This is a genomic window from Bordetella petrii, from assembly GCF_017356245.1.
Taxonomy (GTDB): domain Bacteria; phylum Pseudomonadota; class Gammaproteobacteria; order Burkholderiales; family Burkholderiaceae_B; genus Bordetella_A; species Bordetella_A petrii_D.
Genome location: NZ_JAFMZZ010000001.1, coordinates 2,019,520 through 2,038,708 on the forward strand (window position 1 = coordinate 2,019,520; position 19,189 = coordinate 2,038,708).

21 protein-coding genes are annotated in these 19,189 nt (G+C 68.4%); 6 read left to right on the plus strand and 15 right to left on the minus strand.

Features of this window, described 5'->3' with window-relative positions:
* Positions 1-106: 106 nt before the first annotated feature.
* Positions 107-547 carry a CopD family copper resistance protein gene (locus J2P76_RS09840; RefSeq protein WP_207406721.1) on the plus strand — a complete coding sequence of 147 codons (441 nt, stop codon included), beginning with the start codon at positions 107-109 and terminating at the stop codon, positions 545-547.
* Between the two features lie 23 nt (positions 548-570).
* Here J2P76_RS09840 and J2P76_RS09845 read toward each other — a convergent pair whose 3' ends face one another.
* Genes J2P76_RS09845 through J2P76_RS09855 form a run of 3 tightly spaced genes read right to left on the minus strand, consistent with a single transcriptional unit; the run spans position 571 to position 2,899 of the window.
* A complete protein-coding gene (locus J2P76_RS09845; protein ID WP_207406730.1) occupies positions 571-1,392 on the minus strand; it encodes a substrate-binding domain-containing protein in 822 nt (273 codons plus the stop codon).
* On the minus strand, positions 1,389-2,159 hold the full coding sequence (locus tag J2P76_RS09850) for an ABC transporter ATP-binding protein (RefSeq protein WP_207406732.1): 771 nt from the start codon (positions 2,157-2,159) through the stop codon (positions 1,389-1,391). Before J2P76_RS09850 ends, J2P76_RS09845 begins: the two co-directional genes overlap by 4 nt.
* Entirely contained in the window at positions 2,156-2,899 is a 744-nt protein-coding gene (locus J2P76_RS09855; protein ID WP_207406734.1) for an ABC transporter permease, read from the minus strand. Before J2P76_RS09855 ends, J2P76_RS09850 begins: the two co-directional genes overlap by 4 nt.
* A 121-nt stretch (positions 2,900-3,020) precedes the next feature.
* On the opposite strand from J2P76_RS09855, the gene J2P76_RS09860 reads away from it, so the two are divergent.
* Entirely contained in the window at positions 3,021-4,133 is a 1,113-nt protein-coding gene (locus tag J2P76_RS09860) for a substrate-binding domain-containing protein (protein WP_207406736.1), read from the plus strand.
* On the opposite strand, the gene J2P76_RS09865 is transcribed toward J2P76_RS09860, so the two are convergent.
* From J2P76_RS09865 to apbC, 12 genes are all read right to left on the minus strand, one after another.
* The gene (locus J2P76_RS09865) at positions 4,130-4,993 is read right to left on the minus strand and encodes a formate dehydrogenase accessory sulfurtransferase FdhD (RefSeq protein WP_207406738.1); all 864 of its coding nucleotides are present in this window, start codon (positions 4,991-4,993) and stop codon (positions 4,130-4,132) included. The two genes, J2P76_RS09860 and J2P76_RS09865, sit on opposite strands and share 4 nt — an antisense overlap.
* Positions 4,990-5,367 carry a hypothetical protein gene (locus J2P76_RS09870; RefSeq protein WP_207406740.1) on the minus strand — a complete coding sequence of 126 codons (378 nt, stop codon included), beginning with the start codon at positions 5,365-5,367 and terminating at the stop codon, positions 4,990-4,992. Before J2P76_RS09870 ends, J2P76_RS09865 begins: the two co-directional genes overlap by 4 nt.
* 18 nt (positions 5,368-5,385) lie before the next feature.
* On the minus strand, positions 5,386-6,546 hold the full coding sequence (locus J2P76_RS09875) for a formate dehydrogenase subunit gamma (protein WP_207406742.1): 1,161 nt from the start codon (positions 6,544-6,546) through the stop codon (positions 5,386-5,388).
* 13 nt (positions 6,547-6,559) lie between these two features.
* Positions 6,560-6,784 (minus strand): hypothetical protein, encoded by a 225-nt coding sequence (locus J2P76_RS09880; RefSeq protein WP_207406744.1) that lies wholly within the window; start codon positions 6,782-6,784, stop codon positions 6,560-6,562.
* Complete coding sequence (fdh3B, locus tag J2P76_RS09885; RefSeq protein WP_207406745.1) at positions 6,781-7,416, minus strand: formate dehydrogenase FDH3 subunit beta; 636 nt, start codon at positions 7,414-7,416, stop codon at positions 6,781-6,783. Before fdh3B ends, J2P76_RS09880 begins: the two co-directional genes overlap by 4 nt.
* Before the next feature lie 9 nt (positions 7,417-7,425).
* Positions 7,426-10,392, minus strand: coding sequence for a formate dehydrogenase subunit alpha (locus J2P76_RS09890; RefSeq protein ID WP_207406747.1), 2,967 nt, complete (start codon positions 10,390-10,392; stop codon positions 7,426-7,428).
* An 11-nt stretch (positions 10,393-10,403) separates the two neighbouring features.
* On the minus strand, positions 10,404-10,613 hold the full coding sequence (locus J2P76_RS09895) for a formate dehydrogenase (protein WP_207406749.1): 210 nt from the start codon (positions 10,611-10,613) through the stop codon (positions 10,404-10,406).
* A gap of 101 nt (positions 10,614-10,714) precedes the next feature.
* Complete coding sequence (locus J2P76_RS09900) at positions 10,715-11,338, minus strand: TorD/DmsD family molecular chaperone (protein WP_207406756.1); 624 nt, start codon at positions 11,336-11,338, stop codon at positions 10,715-10,717.
* Entirely contained in the window at positions 11,335-13,431 is a 2,097-nt protein-coding gene (locus tag J2P76_RS09905; protein ID WP_207406758.1) for a 4Fe-4S dicluster domain-containing protein, read from the minus strand. The genes J2P76_RS09900 and J2P76_RS09905 overlap by 4 nt, the downstream gene beginning before the upstream one ends.
* 24 nt (positions 13,432-13,455) lie before the next feature.
* On the minus strand, positions 13,456-14,055 hold the full coding sequence (locus J2P76_RS09910) for a DUF3306 domain-containing protein (RefSeq protein ID WP_207406765.1): 600 nt from the start codon (positions 14,053-14,055) through the stop codon (positions 13,456-13,458).
* A complete protein-coding gene (locus J2P76_RS09915; RefSeq protein WP_207406766.1) occupies positions 14,052-14,612 on the minus strand; it encodes a DUF3305 domain-containing protein in 561 nt (186 codons plus the stop codon). The genes J2P76_RS09910 and J2P76_RS09915 overlap by 4 nt, the downstream gene beginning before the upstream one ends.
* A 14-nt stretch (positions 14,613-14,626) precedes the next feature.
* A complete protein-coding gene (gene apbC / locus J2P76_RS09920) occupies positions 14,627-15,715 on the minus strand; it encodes an iron-sulfur cluster carrier protein ApbC (RefSeq protein WP_207406767.1) in 1,089 nt (362 codons plus the stop codon).
* A 183-nt stretch (positions 15,716-15,898) separates the two neighbouring features.
* Here apbC and mobA point away from each other — a divergent pair, with 183 nt between their 5' ends.
* The 4 genes from mobA to nudC all read left to right on the plus strand — a co-directional run bounded on the left by mobA (position 15,899) and on the right by nudC (position 19,182).
* Positions 15,899-16,486 carry a molybdenum cofactor guanylyltransferase MobA gene (gene mobA, locus J2P76_RS09925; RefSeq protein ID WP_207406768.1) on the plus strand — a complete coding sequence of 196 codons (588 nt, stop codon included), beginning with the start codon at positions 15,899-15,901 and terminating at the stop codon, positions 16,484-16,486.
* Complete coding sequence (gene moeA, locus J2P76_RS09930; protein ID WP_207406769.1) at positions 16,483-17,775, plus strand: molybdopterin molybdotransferase MoeA; 1,293 nt, start codon at positions 16,483-16,485, stop codon at positions 17,773-17,775. The genes mobA and moeA overlap by 4 nt, the downstream gene beginning before the upstream one ends.
* A gap of 20 nt (positions 17,776-17,795) precedes the next feature.
* Positions 17,796-18,335, plus strand: a complete 540-nt coding sequence (gene mobB / locus J2P76_RS09935) for a molybdopterin-guanine dinucleotide biosynthesis protein B (protein WP_207406771.1) — start codon at positions 17,796-17,798, stop codon at positions 18,333-18,335.
* 85 nt (positions 18,336-18,420) lie between these two features.
* Positions 18,421-19,182 (plus strand): NAD(+) diphosphatase, encoded by a 762-nt coding sequence (nudC, locus tag J2P76_RS09940; protein WP_207406779.1) that lies wholly within the window; start codon positions 18,421-18,423, stop codon positions 19,180-19,182.
* The last annotated feature ends 7 nt before the right edge of the window (positions 19,183-19,189 follow it).

Consider the following 19,189-nt stretch of genomic DNA (forward strand, 5'->3'; position numbering starts at 1 on the left):
GTCCGGCTGCCGCGGGCCGGGCGGCGCGGGGGTTGATTCCCGTCATTGGCCTGGCCGGCCGGCAGGGTGAACATCGGCCTTCCCTCTCAACCCGGTAGTCCGCGCCATGGCTTATCCCATCCTGCTGATCCTGCACCTGTTCGCCGCGCTGGCTTTTGCCGGCACGGTGTTCTTCGAGGTCGTCATGCTCGAAGGGGTCCGCAAACACGTGCCGCGCGAGGCCATGCGCTTGCTCGAATCGGCTATCGGCACGCGGGCGCGCCGCGTGGTGCCCTGGATACTGCTGGTGCTGTATGGCGCGGGGCTGGGGCTGGCCTGGCAGCACCGCGCCGCGCTGGCGCAGCCCCTGGCCAGCAGCTTCGGGCTGCTGCTGGGCCTGAAAATCATCCTGGCCCTCAGCGTGTTCGGCCACTTTGTCACGGCCATGGCGCTGCAGCGCCGCGGCCGGCTGAACACGCGCAATTCGCGCCGCATTCATATCAGCGTGTTCTGCCACGTGGTGCTGATCGTGCTGCTGGCCAAGGCCATGTTCTACCTGCACTGGTAGCGGCTCCGCAGGGGCCGCGCCGGCTACCGCGGGTTGGCGTTCGGAAAGAACAGCTGCTGGCCGTTCACCTTGTAGCTGGCAATGGTGTCCTGGCCCGCCTTCGATATCACCCAATCGACGAACTGCTGCGCCGGCCTGGCCTTCACGTGCGGGAACTTGGCCGGGTTCACCACCATCACGCCGTACTGGTTGAACAGGCGCTTGTCGCCTTCCACCAGCACTTTCAGGTCGCCGGGGTTCTTGAAGCTGAGCCAGGTGCCCCGGTCGGACAGCACATAGGCGTTCATCGACGAGGCCATGTTCAGCGCCGGCCCCATGCCGCAGCCGCAGGCCTTGTAGCCCTTGCCGTGGTCGTCCAGGCCGGCGGCCTTCCAGAAGCGCAGTTCGGCCGCGTGCGTGCCGCTCTTGTCGCCGCGCGATACGAACGGCGCGTCGGCCTTGGCCAGCTTGCCCAGGGCCTGCACGATGTCATGGCCTTTGACGCCGGCGGGGTCGGCGGCCGGGCCGATCAGCACGAAGTCGTTGTACATGACCGGGTAGCGCTTGGTGGCATAGCCCTCGGCCACGAATTTCTCTTCGGCTACCTGGTCGTGCACGAACAGCACGTCGGCGTCGCCGCGGCGGGCCATGTCCAGCGCCTGCCCGGTGCCCTGCGCCACAACCTTGATGTCGATACCGGTAGCTTTCTTGAAGGCGGGCAGCAGGTGCGAAAACAGGCCCGACTGCTCGGTCGACGTGGTGGAAGCCATGACGATGGTCTCGGCGCCCGCCGCCGGGGCGGCCAGGGCCGCGGCCGCCAGCAGGGCCGGTGCGGCGCTGCGCCGCAATAGCACGGACAGTTTCATGGTATGCGTTCTCCTTTGACGAACAGGCTGGCTGCTTCGGGCAGCGGACCGTAGAAAAAATCGTCAACCGGCAGGTCGGCCACGATGCTGCCGCGCTCTAGGTAGACCACGCGCCGCGCCAGCCGCTTTACCTGGCCCAGGTTGTGGCTGCTGAATATCATGGCGGGCGCGCCGGCGCCGGGCTGGGTGAAGTCGGACATCATCTGCTCGACCTCGCGCTTGGCGTGCGGGTCCAGGCTGGCGGTGGGCTCGTCCAGCAGCAGCACCTCGGGCGCCAGCGCCCAGGCGCGCACCATGGCCAGCCGCTGCTGCTGGCCCCCGGACAGGGTCTTGGCATTGCGCCCCGCCAGGTCCGCCATGCCGGCCTGCCGCAGCGCCAGGCCGGCCTGCGCGCGGGCCGCGCGCCAGCGCATGCCGCGCAGCCACAGGCCCAGCGACACGTTGTTCAGCGCCGAGGTGCGCAGCATGTACGGCTGCTGGAACAGCATCGCCTGGCGCCGGCGCGCCGCGCAATGCGCCTGGCCGCGCGTGGGCTGGACCAGGCAGTGCAGCAGCCGCAGCAGCGTGCTTTTGCCGCTGCCGTTGGCGCCCACCAGGGCCACGCATTCGCCGGCATGGATGGTCAGCGATACGCCGCGCAGGGCCCGCACGGCGCCGTAGTCGACATCGACATCGCGCAGGTCGAACAATGGCGCGGCCGCATCGCGGGCCACACCGCGGCTGGCGGCGCCGGCGCCCGGCCCGGTTTCGCTGTCCGGGCGTTTCATGGCAGCGCCCCGGCATGGCCGAACAGGCCCGACAATCCGGCGTCGCGCCGCTCGCGCCAGCGCCGCACCAGCGCAGCCAGCACGTTCAGCAGCAGCACCACGAACAGCAGCAACAGGCCCAGCGCCAGGGCCAGCGGCAGGTCGCCCTTGCTGGTTTCCAGGGCGATGGCCGTGGTCATGACGCGTGTGTAGCCTTCGATATTGCCGCCCACCACCATCACGGCCCCCACTTCGGAAATGGCCCGGCCGAACCCGGTGATGACGATGGTCAGCAAGGTGAAGCGCTCGTCCCAGACCAGCAGCAGGCTGCGCACCAGCGTGCGCGCGCGCAGCGAGCGCAACTGCTCGCCATGATGGCGCTCGGCGTCTTCGACGGTCTGGCGCACCAGCGCCGTAACTACCGGACAGACCAGCAGCGCCTGCGCCAGCACCATGGCCTGGAACGAGAACAGCCAGCCCAGGAAGCCCAGCGGGCCGGAATGCGACAACAGCAGGTAGACCACCAGGCCCACCACCACGGAAGGCAGGGCCAGCGAGGTGTTGAGCAGGGTCAGCACGATGCCGCGGCCGCGAAAGCGCGCCACCGCCAGCCAGGAACCGGCCACCATGCCGACGCTGCAGGCCAGCAGGCAGGCGCAGGCGCTTACCGCCAGCGAACGGGCCACGATGGACAGCAGCACCGGATCGGCCCCGACGATCAACTGCAATGCAGTCAGTACGCTTTCGGACAGAGTATTCATTGTTGGCACACGCGAGACCTGCACAGAGGGTAGCCCAGCGGTATCATGCGGACCATATGAACAAGATTTCATAGGCTGGCGCATCCGCCCCGCCACCGGCATTTGGTGCATACTCGCGAACGTGCATCGTATCGACCTTTCCTACCAGCTGGGCGGCGCCGACGCCGCCCCGGCCACCATCGGCAATGCGCTGATGGACCTGCTGTTCGCCGTGCGGCAGCAGGGCTCGATCTCGGCCGCCGCCAAGTCGCTGGGCCTGTCGTACCGCCATGTGTGGGGCGAGCTCAAGCGCTGGGAACAGACCCTGGGGCGCACCCTCATCGTGTGGGACAAGGGCCAGCCGGCGCGCCTGAACGAGTTCGGCGAAAAGCTGCTGTGGGCCGAGCGCCAGGCCCAGGCGCGGCTGGGGCCGCAAATCAATGCCCTGCGCGCCGATCTCGAACGCGCCTTTGCCATGGCGTTCGACGATGCCGCACATGTGGTGCCGCTGTATGCCAGCCACGACGACGCGCTGGGCGCGCTGCGCGAGCACGCGGTGGCCAGCGCCAAGCTGTACCTGGACATCCGCTACACCGGCAGCGTGGACGCGATCCGCGGCCTGAACGAAGGGCGCTGCGTGATCGCCGGCTTCCATACCCGGCACGACCCGGTGCCCGGCTCGCTGACCGAACGCATCTACAAGCCGCTGCTCAAGCCCGGGCTGCACAAGATCATCGGTTTCGCGCAGCGCAGCCAGGGCCTGATCGTGGCGCGCGGCAATCCGTTGCGCCTGGGCGCGCTGCCCGACCTGCGCCGGCCCGGCGTGCGCTATGTGAACCGGGCGCTGGGCACCGGCACGCGCGTGCTGTTCGACGAACTGCTCGAACAGGCCGGCCTGCCCGCCGCGGCCATTGCCGGCTATGCGCGCACCGAACCCTCGCACGCCGCCGTGGCCCATGCCATTGCCGCCGGCAGCGCCGACGCCGGGCTGGGTATTGAACCGGCGGCGCATCACCACGGCCTGGATTTCGTGCCGCTGGTGCAGGAAAACTATTTTCTGGTGTGCCTGAAGTCGACGCTGGACCACCCGTCCACCCAGGCCCTGCTGGCGATCCTGCGCAGCGCGCCGTGGCAGGCGGCCCTGTCGCGCATGCCGGGCTACGCGCCGGCGCAAAGCGGCCAGGTACTGTCGATGCGGCGGGTGCTGCCGTGGTGGAGCTTTCCTACCCGGAAACCGCCGCGCCGGGCCCGCTAGGGCGCGGTGGCGCGCGCGGCCGCCAGCTCGGGCTGGGGCACCAGCCGCTCGGGCGCGGTGTAGCACACGAAATGCCGGTTCACCGCGCGGCCGATGGCGCACAGCCCCAGGCCCCGGGCGATTTCGTAGCCCATCTGGGTCATGCCGCTGCGCGACACCACGATGGGCACGCCCATCTGGGCCGACTTCATGATCATTTCGCTGGTCAGGCGGCCGGTGGTGTAGAAGATCTTGTCCGCGCCGCCCTGCTCGGCCGGCGGCTGCATCCACATCCAGCCCGCCAGCGTGTCGATGGCGTTGTGGCGGCCGACGTCTTCCACGAACATCAGCATGGTCTCGCCGCGGAACAGCGCACAGCCATGCACCGAACCCGCCGACTTGTAGGTGGTTTCCTGCAGCCGGATGGCGTTGAGCAGGCCGTACAACTGCGCCTGGGTCACGCGGGCCTGCGGGGCCAGGCGGATGTAGTCCAGTTCTTCCATCAGCCCGCCGAACACGCTGCCCTGCCCGCATCCGGTGGTGACCACGCGCTGGGCCGTGCGGGATTCGATATCGGCGATGCCTTCGCGCGTAACCACCGAGGCGGCGTTGACTTCCCAGTCGACCATGATCGACAGCACATCGCTCACATCATGGATCAGGCGCTGATTGCGCAGGTAGCCCAGCACCAGCAGTTCGGGCATGGCGCCCAGCGTCATCAGCGTGACCAGTTCGCGCCGGTCGACGTAGATGGTCAGGGGCCGTTCGGCGGGAATGGAAACGGTTTCGGACCCGCCGTGTTCATTGACCACGGAGACTTCCCGCGTCAGCGGGGCGCGCGCCTGGGTCAGCCGCGGCAGGGACAGGCTGGAAGCGGTCACTTGGCGGTCTTGCCGTCGGCCTCGGGCTGCGGCGAACTGGGCGGCTGGCTGGCGGTTTCGGCGGGCGAATGCGCGCCCGAGCCCTCGCGCGGCTGCACCGGCGCCGGCGCGTATACGAACGGACCGGGGTCTTTGCATTCGGGCGTGGGCACGGCCGGTGCGGGGTTCTTGCCCGCCGCCCGGGCGCTTGCAAAAAACCGCTCGGCCACGGCATCCTGCACCCGGCACAGCTTGTAGGCGGCGACGTTGGCGCTCCAGGCCGCCTTGGCCTTGGTTTCGGCAGCCTTGGCCTGGGCCTCGGGGCTGGGTGCAGGCAGGGTTGCGTGGGCGGCGGCGGCAGCCAGGGCCAGCGGCAGCGCGGCAAGCAGTTTCATGGCGTGCTCCTTTGCAGGTCAGGCGCCGGCCGGACGGGCGCGGCGCCGCTTGGCGGCCTTGTCGGCCGTGCGCTGGGCCGGGACCTTGCCCGACTGGATGTCGTCGTACCAGACGTCGTGGTGTTCGCGCGCCCAGGCCTCGTCGACATAACCGGTTTTCATGGCCTTGTAGGCGCCCTTCATGCCGATGGTGCCCAGGTAGATATGGCCCATCAGCATGCACATCATCAGGATGACCGACACGGCGTGGACCATGTGGGCGATCTGCATGTTGCCGCGCGTGTACACCATGGCGCCCGGCACCACCCGGTCGAGGAACAGCCCCGATCCGACGGCAAGCACGCCCAGCAACAGCATGCCGATCCAGAACATGACTTTTTCGCCGGCATTGAAGCGGCCCGACGGCACATGGGTGACGCGCAGCAGCCCGCCGCCCTTGCGCAGCCAGGTCAGGTCGTAACGCTTGAAGAGATTGTCTTTGGCGAAAGTGGCCAGAACCACCAGCAGCGACACCGCGAAGACCGGGCCCACGAAATTGTGGGTGGTCTTGAGCACCCAGGTCAGCCAGCCGAAGACGGCGCTGCCCACCAGGGGCAACAGGAAGAACTTGCCGAAGGCCATCACGATGCCCGACAGGGCCAGGATGACGAAGGCCGTGGCGTTGACCCAGTGGGCCGCGCGCTCGAAATAGGTAAAGCGCTCGATCTTGCGGCCGGTTTCGACGCCATGCACCTTGATGGGCCCTTTGGCCAGGTAGAACAGCAGGATGGCCACCAGCACGATCAGCAGCAGTCCGCCCCCGTACGGAACCAGCCAGTGGTTGCGCACCTGGCGCCAGGCTTCGCCGGCGGTGGTGTACGCGGACCCGGGGTACTGCACGAAGCGCTGGATCAGTACGCCGGCCTCGGGCGCCTGGCTGGCCGGCAGGCTGGTAAAGCCCGGCTGGCCGGAATTGACCTGGCGCCACATCGGCGCGTTGTTGCCGGGCTGGACCTTGGCGCGCTGCGCATTGGTCTGTTCCGCGTAGCCGGGCAGTTCATTGGCATCCGGCCTGACTTCGAAGATGTTGGCGTTCTTGATGCCGCCCAGGCCGCCGTCGTCCGGCGCGGTATTCTGCGCCGCCGCCGGCGCCGCCAGCAAGGCGCCCATCAAGAGTGCCGCGAAGAATGACCGTACCATGGCTGCCTCCGGTCTACATTCTGGTGTAGTCGTTCTGGCCGTGCTGGGTGCGCACGGTAAGCTGGCGCACCCAGCTGGCCCGGTCGCCCGGCGTCCAGCCGGGCGCGACAAAATTGCTGCCCGTGCCCATATAGGCGGGCGTGCCGGTGTTGCGGCCCGAATGCAGCTCTTGCGAAGGCTCGGAACACGCCGCCAGGGCCAGCACCAGTGCCGCCGCGAAACCGATGCGCGCGATCATGATTTTTCCTTTGTGCCGGCCGGCTTCTGCGGTGGCTGCCCGGCCTGCTGCGACCCGTAGGCCGTGCCCCAGCCCCAGACTTCGGCACCCTTGCCGCGGTGCACCACCCGCGTACGGAAGATGTCGGCCACCACGTCGCCGTCGCCGGCCAGCAGCGCCTTGGTCGAGCACATTTCGGCACAGGCGGGCAGCTTGCCCTCGGCCAGGCGGTTGCGGCCGTACTTTTCGAATTCGGCCTCGCTGCCGTGCTCTTCGGGGCCGCCGGCACAGAAGGTGCATTTGTCCATCTTGCCGCGCACGCCGAAGGTGCCCTGCGAGGGGAATTGCGGCGCGCCGAACGGACAGGCGTACGAGCAATACCCGCAGCCGATACAGGTATCTTTGTTGTGCAGCACCACGCCTTCATCGGTGCGGTAGAAGCAGTTCACCGGGCACACGGCCATGCAGGGCGCGTCGCTGCAATGCATGCAGGCCACCGAAATGGATTTTTCGCCCGGCACGCCGTCGTTCAGCGTGACCACGCGGCGGCGGTTCACGCCCCAGGGAATCTCGTGCTCGTTCTTGCAGGCGGTGACGCAGCTGTTGCACTCGATACAACGCTCTGCATCACAGACGAATTTCATTCTTGCCATGGCGGTCTCCTAGGCTTTCGCGATGTTGCAGATCGTGGTTTTGGTTTCCTGCATCATCGTGACGGAGTCGTAGCCGTACGTCGTGCCGGTATTGACTGCCTCGCCGCGCACGATGGGCGCCGCGCCTTCCGGGTAGCTGGACAGCAGGTCGGCCCCCTGCCAGCGCCCCGCGAAGTGAAACGGAATGAATGCCGTGTCGGGCCCCACCCGCTCGGTGACCAGCGCCTGCACATTCAGGCGCGCGCCGGTAGGCGTGGACACCCACACCCGGTCGCCGTTGCTGATGCCGCGATCGGCGGCCGCCTTGGGGTTGATCTCGACGAAGCATTCTTGCTGCAGTTCGGCCAGCCAGGGGTTCGAGCGGGTTTCGTCGCCCCCGCCCTCGTATTCGACCAGCCGCCCCGAGGTGAGAATGATGGGGAATTTCTCGTACAGCTTGTCGGCCACGTTCTTTTGCTGCAGCGACTTGTACAGCGTGGGCAGGCGCCAGAAGTTTTTCAGGTCGTCGTGCGAGGGGTACTTGGCGACCAGGTCGGGACGGGTGCCGTAGATGGGCTCGCGATGCTGGGGAATGGGATCCGGGAAGTTCCACACCAGCGCGCGCGCCTTGGCATTGCCGAACGGATAGCAGCCGTGGTTCTGCATGACCACCCGGATGATGCCGCCCGAGGAATCGGTTTTCCAGTTCTTGCCTTCGGCCGCGGCCTTTTCGGTGTCGGTCAGCTCGTTCCACCAGCCCAGCTTCTTGAGCAGTATGTGGTCGAACTCGGGATAGCCGGTGGTAAGGGCGGCCCCCTTGGAATGCGAGCCGTCTTCGGCCAGCAGGTTCACGCCATCGCGCTCGACGCCGAAATTGGCGCGGAAGTTCCCGCCGCCATCCATGACGTGCAGGCTGGTGTCGTACAAATTGGCCGTGCCCGGGTGCTTGAGTTCGGGCGTGCCCCAACAGGGCCACGGCAGGCCGAAGTAGTCGCCGGTGAGGTCGTAGCCGGTTTCGGCGTCTTTGCCGCCCTTGGCGCGCAAGGTCTTGATGTCGAACACATGCATGTTGCGCATGTGGGCCTTCAGGCGCTCGGGGCTTTGCCCGGTGTAACCGATGGTCCAGCAGCAGGCGTTGATTTCACGCAGCACGTCTTCGATGACGGGCTCATCCATGCCCTTGACCTTCTGCAGCTTGTAGTTCTTGACGAACTCTTTGCCGAAGCCCAGCTTGTCGGCCAGCTGGTACATGATCATGTGGTCGGTGCGGCTTTCCCACAGCGGGTCGATGACCTTGTCGCGCCACTGCAGCGAGCGGTTGGACGCCGTACAGGACCCGCTGGTCTCGAATTGCGTGGCCGCCGGCAGCAGGTAGACCGCCCGCTTGGGGTTGAGGTCTTCGGCCTTGCCCGGCATGGCGGCCATGGCCGCCGTGGCCGACGGATAGGGATCGACCACCACGAGCAGGTCGAGCTTGTCCATGGCGCGCTTCATTTCGAGCCCGCGCGTCTGCGAGTTGGGCGCATGGCCCCAATAGATGACGGCCCGCAGGTTGGTGGGCTGGTCGATGACGTCGGGGTCTTCGAGCACCCCGTCGATCCAGCGCGACACGGTGATGCCGGGCTTGCTCATGAGATCGGGCGAGGTGTAGCGGCCCTTGATCCATTCGTAGTCGACGCCCCACGCCTTGGCGAAGTGCTTCCACGAACCTTCGGTCAGGCCGTAATAGCCCGGCAGCGAATCGGGGTTGGGGCCGATGTCGGTGGCGCCCTGCACGTTGTCGTGGCCGCGGAAGATGTTGGCGCCGCCGCCGGAAACCCCGATGTTGCCCAGCGCCAGCTGCACGATACAGGAGGCGCGCACCATGGCGTTGCCGATGGAGTGCTGCGTCTGGCCCATGCACCACACCAGCGTGCCGGGGCGGTTTTCATGCAGGGTCTTGGCCACGCCGTACATGGTGGCCTCGTCGACGCCGCAGGCGTCGTGCACCTTGTCGGGCGTCCATTTGGCCAGCACGTCGGCCTTGACCTTGTCCATGCCGTAGACGCGCGCGTCGATGAAGGCCTGGTCTTCCCAGCCGTTCTTGAAGATGTGGTACAGCAGGCCGAACAGGAACGGGATGTCGGTGCCGGAACGGATGCGGACGTGCTGGTCGGCCTTGGCGGCGGTGCGGGTAAAGCGCGGATCGACCACGATCATCTTGCAGCCGGTTTCCTTGGCATGCAGCATGTGCAGCATCGAAACCGGATGGGCCTCGGCGGCGTTCGACCCGATGTACAACGCGACCTTGGAATTCTGCATGTCGTTGTACGAGTTGGTCATGGCGCCGTAGCCCCACGTGTTGGCCACGCCGGCCACCGTGGTGGAATGGCAGATGCGCGCCTGGTGGTCGCAGTTGTTGCTGCCCCAGTAGCTGACAAACTTGCGCATCAGGTAAGACTGTTCGTTGCTGTGCTTGGACGAGCCGATCCAGTAGACGGAATCGGGCCCGGTTTCCTTGCGCAGCTGCATCAGGTGGGCGCTGATCTCGTTCAGGGCGGTGTCCCAGCTGATGCGCTGGTACTTGCCGTCGACCAGCTTCATGGGGTAGCGCAGGCGATGTTCGCCGTGGCCGTGCTCGCGCACCGCGGCGCCCTTGGCGCAGTGCGACCCCAGGTTGATGGGCGAGTCGAACACCGGTTCCTGGCGCACCCAGACGCCGTTCTCGACCACGGCGTCGATGGCGCAGCCCACCGAACAGTGCGTACAGACCGTACGGTGGGTGGTGGTCTTGGTCTTGCCGATGAGCGCCTGGCGGTCGTCGGCGGCCTGGGCCTGCCTGACCAGCGCCAGCGGCGCGGCCGCCAGGCCGGCCCCCACGCCGATGCCGGAACGGCGCAGAAAGGCGCGGCGGTCCATGGTGGGCAGCGCCTGCGACATGCCGCGGCGCAGGCTTTGCACGAAGCTCGACTCGGCCGCGGCATCGCGCGCGGCATCGGTTTTTTTGGTTAGCAGCATGCCGGGCTCCGTCAGACGAGAGTGGTCTTGTAGTAACGCTTGACGTGTTCGCTGAGGCGATAGCCGCCGCCCCGCTCGGGCGCGGAAGGCGGCACGGCGGCGGAGGATTGCGGCTGCGCCGCGGCCCCGGGCAAGGCGGCCGCGCCGGCCGCCGCGGCGCCCGCGGTGGCCGCGCCTGCCAGGAATACCCGGCGTGAAAGTCGGGGATGGGTCTTGGACATGTCCGTCTCCTCCGGGGCAACCAGATATGAAATGCTTTGCATACTGTACCCCTACACTACGCCCGCGGCAATGTCCCCGCAGACAGCAGGGTGAATGGCGGCTAGGCCAGCATGTCGAAGCCCTGCGCCTCGACCTGGAAGAAATCGCGCGTGAAACCGGCCGCGCGGGCGTAGAACCGCGCAGCCGGCTGGGCCGCGACCGCATCGCACAGGTCGCCGGCCCAGGGCTGGATATGCGCGGCGAAGAACGTGCTTTGCCGCGCCAGGTTGGCCACCGCGGCGTCGGGGCCGGTGATCAGCAGCCGCATGACTTCGCACAGACAGGCGATGTGGTCTTCGGTTTCGGGCATGGCCGGATCGCGCGCCAGGCCCAGGGCGGACAGGTCGTCGCGCAGCCGCACCAGCGGCTTTTCGTTCAGGAAGCCCGCCAGGTAGTGCGAGCCGAACAGGTAGACCTCGGGCTTGCCGACGCCGCCGAACAGGGCGTCGTACTCGGCCGCCACCGCCGCGGTGGAAAGTTCGCGCGCGCCGGCGGCCAGGGCGTTCCAGGACGCTTCCAGCAGGCTGCCGGGCGCGGCGGCCGGCGCCTGGCGCAATTGCGCCAGCAATGGGTCGGGCGGCGGCGCGTAGAACAAGTGCGCCAGCAAGCCGTAGATCTCGGCGCGCGCGGCGTCTTCGTCGAGGCCGGCGGGGGCGATGGCGGCGGGCGGGACGGTAGCGTTCATAGGTCGGTAATGCGGGTTTCGTCAGGCGAGGAATACAGGTCGATGACACGGCAGTCGCCGCACATTTTCAGGCGTTCGAGCGCCGCCCCCTGGAACATGGCGTGGCCGCCCAGCCGCTGCAGCATGGCGTCGATGCCCTTCTGGGTGCCGAAGGCCTTGCCGCAGCGCACGCAATGGAAAGGCTGGGTTTCATTGAGCACCACGGCCTCTTTGCGGCGTTCGGACAGCAGCAGGCGCGGCACCAGCTGGATGGCATCTTCGGGGCAGGTTTTTTCGCACAGCCCGCATTGCACGCAATTCTTTTCGATGAAACGCAGCTGCGGAAGTTGCGGATTGTCTTGCAGCGCCTGGGCCGGGCAGGCGCTGACACAGCTCATGCACAGCGTACAGGCCTGGGTATCGACCGCCACCGCGCCAAACGGCGCGCCGGCCCCGGGCGCGCCCGCCGGCAGGGCGATGGCCGGCGGCAGCGGCCCGGGCGCCTGGGCCGTCAGGTGGTCCAGGGCCAGGGCCAGGGTGGCGCGCTTCTCGGGCGCCGCCGCGAAGCGCGCCGGCCGGGCCGGCACACGCGGAGACTGCGCCGCGATGTTCTGCAGGTGGGTGTCCAGGGCGTCGGCGGTATCGGCGCGCAGGATGTGCAGATGCGTGCCGGCATAGCCCAGTCCGTTCAGGATGGCCTGCGCGGTTTCCATCTGGGCGGCCAGCGCATCCAGGTACTGCGGCGCCTCTTCGCCGGTGACCAGCACGGCCACCTGCGCGGCGCCGAAGGCCACGCACGACAGCCACAGGTCGGCGCCCAGGCTGGCCACGTGCCACAGGGCCACCGGAATCACATTGGCCGGCACGCCGTGCGCCAGCTTGAGCTGCGCGGCGCGGCCCAGTGTTTCCACCAGGCGCTGGCCGCCCTGCTGGCTGTGCAGCAGCAGCACCGCGTCGCGCCCGCCGGCCTGGGCGTAGGTGGACAACAGCGTGCGCAGCTTATGGCCCTGGTCGGGGTTGCGCGGATACGTATAGGCCATGGCCCCGGACGGGCACACGGTGGTGCAGGCCCCGCACCCGGCGCACAAGTGCGGATCGACCACGATCTGCTGGCGATGCGCGTCGCTGCGGATGGCCTCGGCCGAACAGACATCGACACAGGCGTTGCAGCCGATGGTTTCGTTGCGGCTGTGCGCGCACAGCGACTGCTTGTAGTCGAAGAACCGGGGCTTTTCGAATTCGCCCACCATGTCGCGCAGCTTGAGCAGCGTGCCGGGGTCGCGGCCGTCCCAGGTGAAATAGCCCTGCGGCGGTTCGTGGCGGCGGATCTGCGGGGTGGCGCCCAGGTCGAGCACCAGGTCGTACTGTTCGGTTAGCTGGCGGGGCGGGCGCTGGAAATCGATGGCGCCCGCCACCGTACAGGACGCCACGCAGTCGCGATGCGAGGTACATCGTTCGCGGTCGACCTGGTAGTCGAAGCCGATGGCGCCTTCGGGACAGGCGGCCAGGCAGGCATTGCAGCGGGTGCACAGGTCGAGGTCGATGGGGTTGTCTTGCGACCAGGCCAGCTCGAACGCGCCGAGCCGCCCCCGCAGGCGTTCCAGCCGGCCGGCCAGCACCGGATGGCGGCGCGCCTGGGCGCCGCCATCGCGGCCTTCGCCCTGCACGAACAGCGTCACCTGCAGCACATCGTCGAGCAAGGCGGCGGCCTGCTCGGCGCGGTCGAGCGGGCCGATGATCAGCAGGCGGCCCGCGCTGCGGTACGTAACCGTGGCGACCGGGTCGGGGTCGGGCAGGTGCGCCGCCGCCAGCAGGGCGGCCAGCTTGGGCATGGCCTGGGCGGCGTCGCGGCTCCAGCCGCCGGTTTCACGGATATTGACGAAGCGCACCGGCGCCACGGCGCCTTCGGTGGCGCGGCCCAGTTCGCCGAACAGGCGCTGTTCTTGCGTACAGGCCACCACCACCGGCCCGGTGCCGCGAATGGCCTGCTGGAAATCGCCGGCCTGGCTGCGGCACAGCAGGGAATGCGGCGCCAGCGGCTCGCCCAGCGCGCGGCCCAGTTCGTCGGGGGCCAGCGGCATGGTGCGGTTGCAGTCGCAGATCAGCGTGGTCATGGGTGGGGTCGCATAAAAGGAAGCCTAGCCTTGCCGGCGCGCTGCGGCCTGGCCTGGCGCCGCGGCGGCGGAATCGGATTCGCGGCCGGGTTCGGCGTCGGCGGCGGGATCGGGAACAGGCGCGTCCGCCGACTGGGCCGTGGCCGTGGGCGGATCGGACGGAACTTGCGTTTGCGGCGGCACGGCGGCCCGGCCGTCCGGCGCATCGTCGGGGGATTCAAGCATCGCCAGCGCCTGCGCGCTGGCCAGGCGGCGCAGCATCGGCGCCGGCAGCGCTTCCATGCGCGAGTAGTCGTCGATGTAGGTGTCCAGCCCGTCCATCACGTTGTAGTGCGGATCGGCAAACAGCTTTTTCAGGGCGGCGTTCTTGACATCGGGCGCCACCTGCCGCGCCACGAAAGGCGCGAAATCGGATTCCGGGGTCAGCGCCCGCACGTCGTCGAGCGTAAGAGGCGGCGGTTCGTCGGGCGTCTGGCCAGGCGCCGCGGCGGCCCCGGCATCGGCGGGCGCGGCTGCCGGGGTATCGGGCGGCGCCGCATCGTCGGGCGCCTGCCCGGTGCGGGCCCGCACCTTGCGGCGCGACCAGCGGCGCAGGAAGCCGTCGTCGTGCTCGGGGGCTGTCATGACGACCCTTCGCCACCGAATTTCTTCAGGGTGGACACCGATGCCGGATTGCCGAAGCGGTCTTGCAGCGACTGGAAGCTGGCCGGGCGCTTGCGGCGCTTGGGCTCGGGCACGTAGTGCGCGGCAATGAACGCATTCAGCCAATCGATGATCACGGGCGGCGCCGGCACCTGCTCGACGGTTTCCTGGGCGTCGAGCCAGCGGCCGGCGTCGTGATAGCTGAGCGTGACGATGGCGGGCCGCGCGCGCGGCTCGCCGCCGTCTTCGGGTTCGTGCATGCGCCACAGCACGAACCAGCACGGCGCCGGCGTAGTGGCATTGAGCACGTAGCCTTCGGCGTCGTCTTTGAACAGCCGCACGGTGTAGCCCGGATGCAGCCAGCGTTCTTGCGACTCGTCTTTATAAAGCAGGCGCTCGGCCGTGCCGAACGCGGCCTCGTTGGTGACGACGTCGTCGAGCACCCAGCGCCATTCCTGCCAGCGCCGCATCGGCCCGGTGATGCGCTCTTTGCGCATCACCACGGCAACGTCCAGGCTGATGGGCAGGGATTCGCTCATGGCATGCTGCCCGGCTAGGTGGTCCGGCTGATGGAAATGGCGGACAGCTTGGCGGAATGGTCGCGGGCCATGGCCGCCACCGACACCGCCACCTGGCGGGCCACGGCCTTGTACAGGCCGGCCACCTCGCCGTCGGGGTCGGCCACCACCGAGGGCTGGCCGCTGTCGGCCTGCAGGCGGATGTTGATGTCGAGCGGCAGCGCGCCCAGATAGGCCAGGTTGTAGTCCGCCGCCATTTTCTTGCCTCCGCCCGCGCCGAATATGTGTTCGGCGTGACCGCACTGGCTACAGACATGCACCGCCATGTTTTCGACCACGCCCAGGATCGGTACCCCGACCTTTTCGAACATTTTGACCCCCTTTCGCGCATCCAGCAAGGCGATGTCCTGGGGCGTGGTGACGATGACCGCGCCGGTGACGGGCACCTTCTGGCTGAGCGACAGGTGGATGTCGCCCGTGCCGGGCGGCATGTCGACCACCAGGTAGTCGAGGTCTTTCCAGTTGGTCTGGCGCAGCAGCTGTTCGAGCGCCTGCACCGCCATGGGACCGCGCCAGATCATGGCTTCGTCGGAATCGACCAGGAACCCGATGGACATGACCTGCACGCCGTAGTTTTCGAGCGGTTCCATGGTGTTGCCGTCTTCGCTTTGCGGGCGCGCGTCGATACCCATCATGAGCGACTGGCTGGGGCCGTAGATGTCGGCATCGAGCAGGCCCACCCGCGCGCCTTCGGCGGCCAGCGCCAGCGCCAGGTTGACGGCGGTGGTGCTCTTGCCCACCCCGCCCTTGCCCGAGGCCACGGCGATCACGTTCTTGATATTGGGCAGCAGGGCCACGCCGCGCTGCGCCGAGTGCGGCACGATGACCGAGCGCAGGTTGACCGAGACATTGCCCACGCCGGGCACGCCGCGGGCGGCGGCGATCAGGGCGGTGCGCAGGGCCGGAATCTGGCTTTTGGCGGGATAGCCGAGTTCGACGTCGAAGGCGACGTCGCCGCCGTCGATCTGGAGATTCTTGACCGCCTTGGGGCCGGCCAGGGGCTTGCCCGTGTTGGGATCGATGACGGCCTGCAAGGCCTGCAGCAAGAGTTCGGAAGCGACCATGGGGTCTTGTGCGTGGAAGTCGGAAAAAGGAAAAATGGCCGCCGCGGCGGCCGTCCGATCCATCTTAGCAGAGCGCTTTGCGCTGCCGCAGAAGGCCCGCCGTGCGCCCGCGGAACTGCCGCCGGGCTGGTCTATACTGGCCGCCATACCACGCTGTTTAACGCGGCTTTCCCATCGCATCCCATGATCGACAAAACCGACATCACGGGCCTGATTCTCGCGGGCGGGCGCGGCAGCCGCATGGGCGGCGTCGACAAGGGCCTGCAGAACTACCAGGGCATTCCCATGGCCATGCATGCCTTGCTGCGGCTGTCGCCGCAGGTGGGCCAGGCTATGATCAACGCCAACCGCAACCTGGGCGCCTACGAAGCCATGGGCGTGCCGGTATGGCCCGACACCCTGCCCGATTTCGCCGGCCCCCTGGCCGGGCTGGCGGCGGGCCTGGAACGCTGCGAAACCCGCTATCTGGCCACCGTGCCCTGCGACAGCCCGCGCTTTCCGCTCGACCTGGTCGAGCGCCTGGCCGGCGAACTGGCCGGGCACGACGCCGACATCGCCATGGCCGCCACGCTGCAGAACGGCCAGCTGCGCACCCAGCCGGTGTTCTGCCTGATGAAGACCTCGCTGCTGCCCAGCCTGCTGGCCTTCCTGCAAAGCGGGCAGCGCAAGATCGACGCCTGGACGGCCATGCACCGCTGCGTCGAGGTGCGCTTCGACGATGCGCCGGCCTTCGCCGGCGCCAACACGCTGGCCGAACTGCAACAGCTATGACCCGCCCCCTGCCTCCCAGCCTCGCTTCCATCGCCTCGTGCATCAGCGGCTACGACCCGGCCGCCCTGCCGGTGGCCCAGGCCCGCGCCTTCATCGACCAGCTCGTGCCGCGCGTGCGCGCCGCCGAAATGCTGCCGCTGCGCTCGGCCCTGGGCCGCGTGCTGGCCAGCGACGTGGTCTCGCACCTGAATGTGCCCGCGCACGACAATTCCGCCATGGACGGCTACGCCTTCGCCGGGCGCGACCTGGCCGGCGATGCCGACACGGTGCTGCAGGTGGCCGGCAGCGGGCTGGCCGGCACGCCGTTCAGCGGCCAGGCGGGCGCGGGCCAATGCGTGCGCATCATGACCGGCGCGGTCATGCCCGCCGGGCTGGACACCGTCATCCCGCAAGAATTCGTGCGCCAGGACGGCGACCGCATCGTCATTCCCGCCGGCGCCGTGCGCGCCGGCGACAACCGCCGCCTGGCCGGCGAAGACCTGGCCATGGGCGATGCCGCCCTGGCCGCCGGCCGGATACTGCGGCCCGCCGACATCGGCATGCTGGCCTCGCTGGGGCGCGCCGAAGTCCCGGTGCTGCGGCGCCTGCGCGTGGCGTTCTTTTCCACCGGCAACGAACTGCGCTCCATCGGCGAGCCGCTCGACGAAGGCAGCGTGTACGACAGCAATCGCTACACCCTGCATTGCATGCTGCAGCGCCTGGGCGTGGACATCATCGACCTGGGCGTGGTGCGCGACGACCCGCAGGCGCTGGCCGAGGCCTTCGCCACGGCCGCCGCCAATGCCGACGCGGTCATTACTTCGGGCGGGGTCAGCGTAGGCGAGGCCGACCACACCAAGACCGTCATGGCGCAGCTGGGCGACGTGCTGTTCTGGCGCATCGCCATGCGGCCGGGCCGGCCCATGGCCATTGGCCGCATCCACGCCGAACACGGCGACGCCATCCTGTTCGGCCTGCCAGGCAACCCGGTGGCCGTGATGGTCACGTTCTACGCACTGGTGCGCGACGCCCTTCTGGCCATGGCCGGCGCCACGCCGCAGCCGCTGCCGCTGTTGCGCTGCGCCGCCGCGCGCCCCATCCGCAAGAAGCCCGGCCGCACCGAGTACCAGCGCGCCATCGTCACGCCGGCGCCCGACGGCGGCTGGCAGGCCAGCACCACCGGGTCGCAGGGTTCGGGTATCTTGCGCAGCATGAGCCAGGCCAACGGCCTGATGGTGCTGCACCACGAACAGGGCGATGTCGCGGCGGGGCAGCTGGTCGATGTCCTGCCCTTCGAAGGCCTGATCTGAACGCCTGTTACGAGCCCCGAATGACAAGAATCATAGGCTTTGCCGGATGGAGCGGCGCGGGCAAGACCTCGCTGCTGACCAAGCTGATCCCCTGCCTGAAAGCGCGCGGCTACAGCGTGTCGACCCTGAAACACGCCCACCATGCGTTCGACATCGACACGCCGGGCAAAGACTCCCACCGGCACCGGGAATCGGGCGCCACCGAAGTGCTGGTGGCCTCGTCGGCGCGCTGGGCGCTGATGCACGAGCTGCGCGGCGCCACCGAGCCCGAACTGGGCGAACTGCTGGGCGCCATGAGCCCGGTGGATTTCATCCTGGTCGAAGGCTTCAAGCGCAACGCCCACATCAAGATCGAAGTCCACCGGCAGGCCAATGATAAGCCCTGGCTGTACCCCGATGACCCCAGCATCGGCGCCATCGCCAGCGACGTCGCGCCCGACGGCGCGCCGCTGCCGCGCGTGCTGCTCGATGACACCGAAGCGGTAGCCGACCTGGTCGAGGTGCTGGCCTGGCCGCTGGATGTGGCGGTGGCGCGGCTGGCCGAACCCGCCGGCAAGTAATATCTGACTTCCCTGTCCAAAAGTGGCAGTAAAGTACCTGCTGCGACAATCGCCTTCAGCAAATATCCCCGCGCGAGGAAGCCCCTTGAACTTCATTTTCCGTGGCAACGAACTGCTGGTGCACGAGGCCGGACTGGATCTGCCTGACGCCGCCACCTGCGCCGTCCTGGGACTTCAGCCCGAGACCCTGCAGCAGGTATGGCTGGACAATCCGCAGATCCGCACGGTGCACGTGTCCGCCACGGCCGAAGCCCCGCCAGGCTATGCGTTCCGCAAGCTGCGCGCCCTGCTGGCCGACCTGGGCGAGCGCGCCGCGCTGGCCGGACGGGCCTTCCAGATTGCCGAATGGGCCCGCACCCACCGCTATTGCGGGGTGTGCGCCACGCCCATGCAGCCGGTGGGCCACGAATTCTGCATGCGCTGCCCGTCCTGCGGCATGTCGGCCTACCCGCGCATTTCGCCGGCCATGATGGTGCTGGTGCGCAAGGGCGACAGCATCCTGCTGGCGCGCCACGCCACCTATGCCACGGCCCGCCATACCGCCCTGGCGGGCTTCGTGGAAGCCGGCGAAAGCATCGAAGACGCCATCCACCGCGAAGTCATGGAAGAAGTCGGCCTGCGGGTCGACAGGCTGCAGTACTTCGGCAGCCAGTCGTGGCCGTTCCCGCATTCGCTGATGATCGCCTTCACCGCCGAATATGCCGGCGGCGAGATCCGCCTGCAGGCCGATGAAATCGCCGAAGCGCGCTGGTACGGGCCGGGCGACACCCTGCCCGAGATCCCCATGCGCGAATCCATCGCGGGCAGCCTGGTGCGCGCCAACCTGCCGGCCGGCATCCGTTCCTGACCCAGCT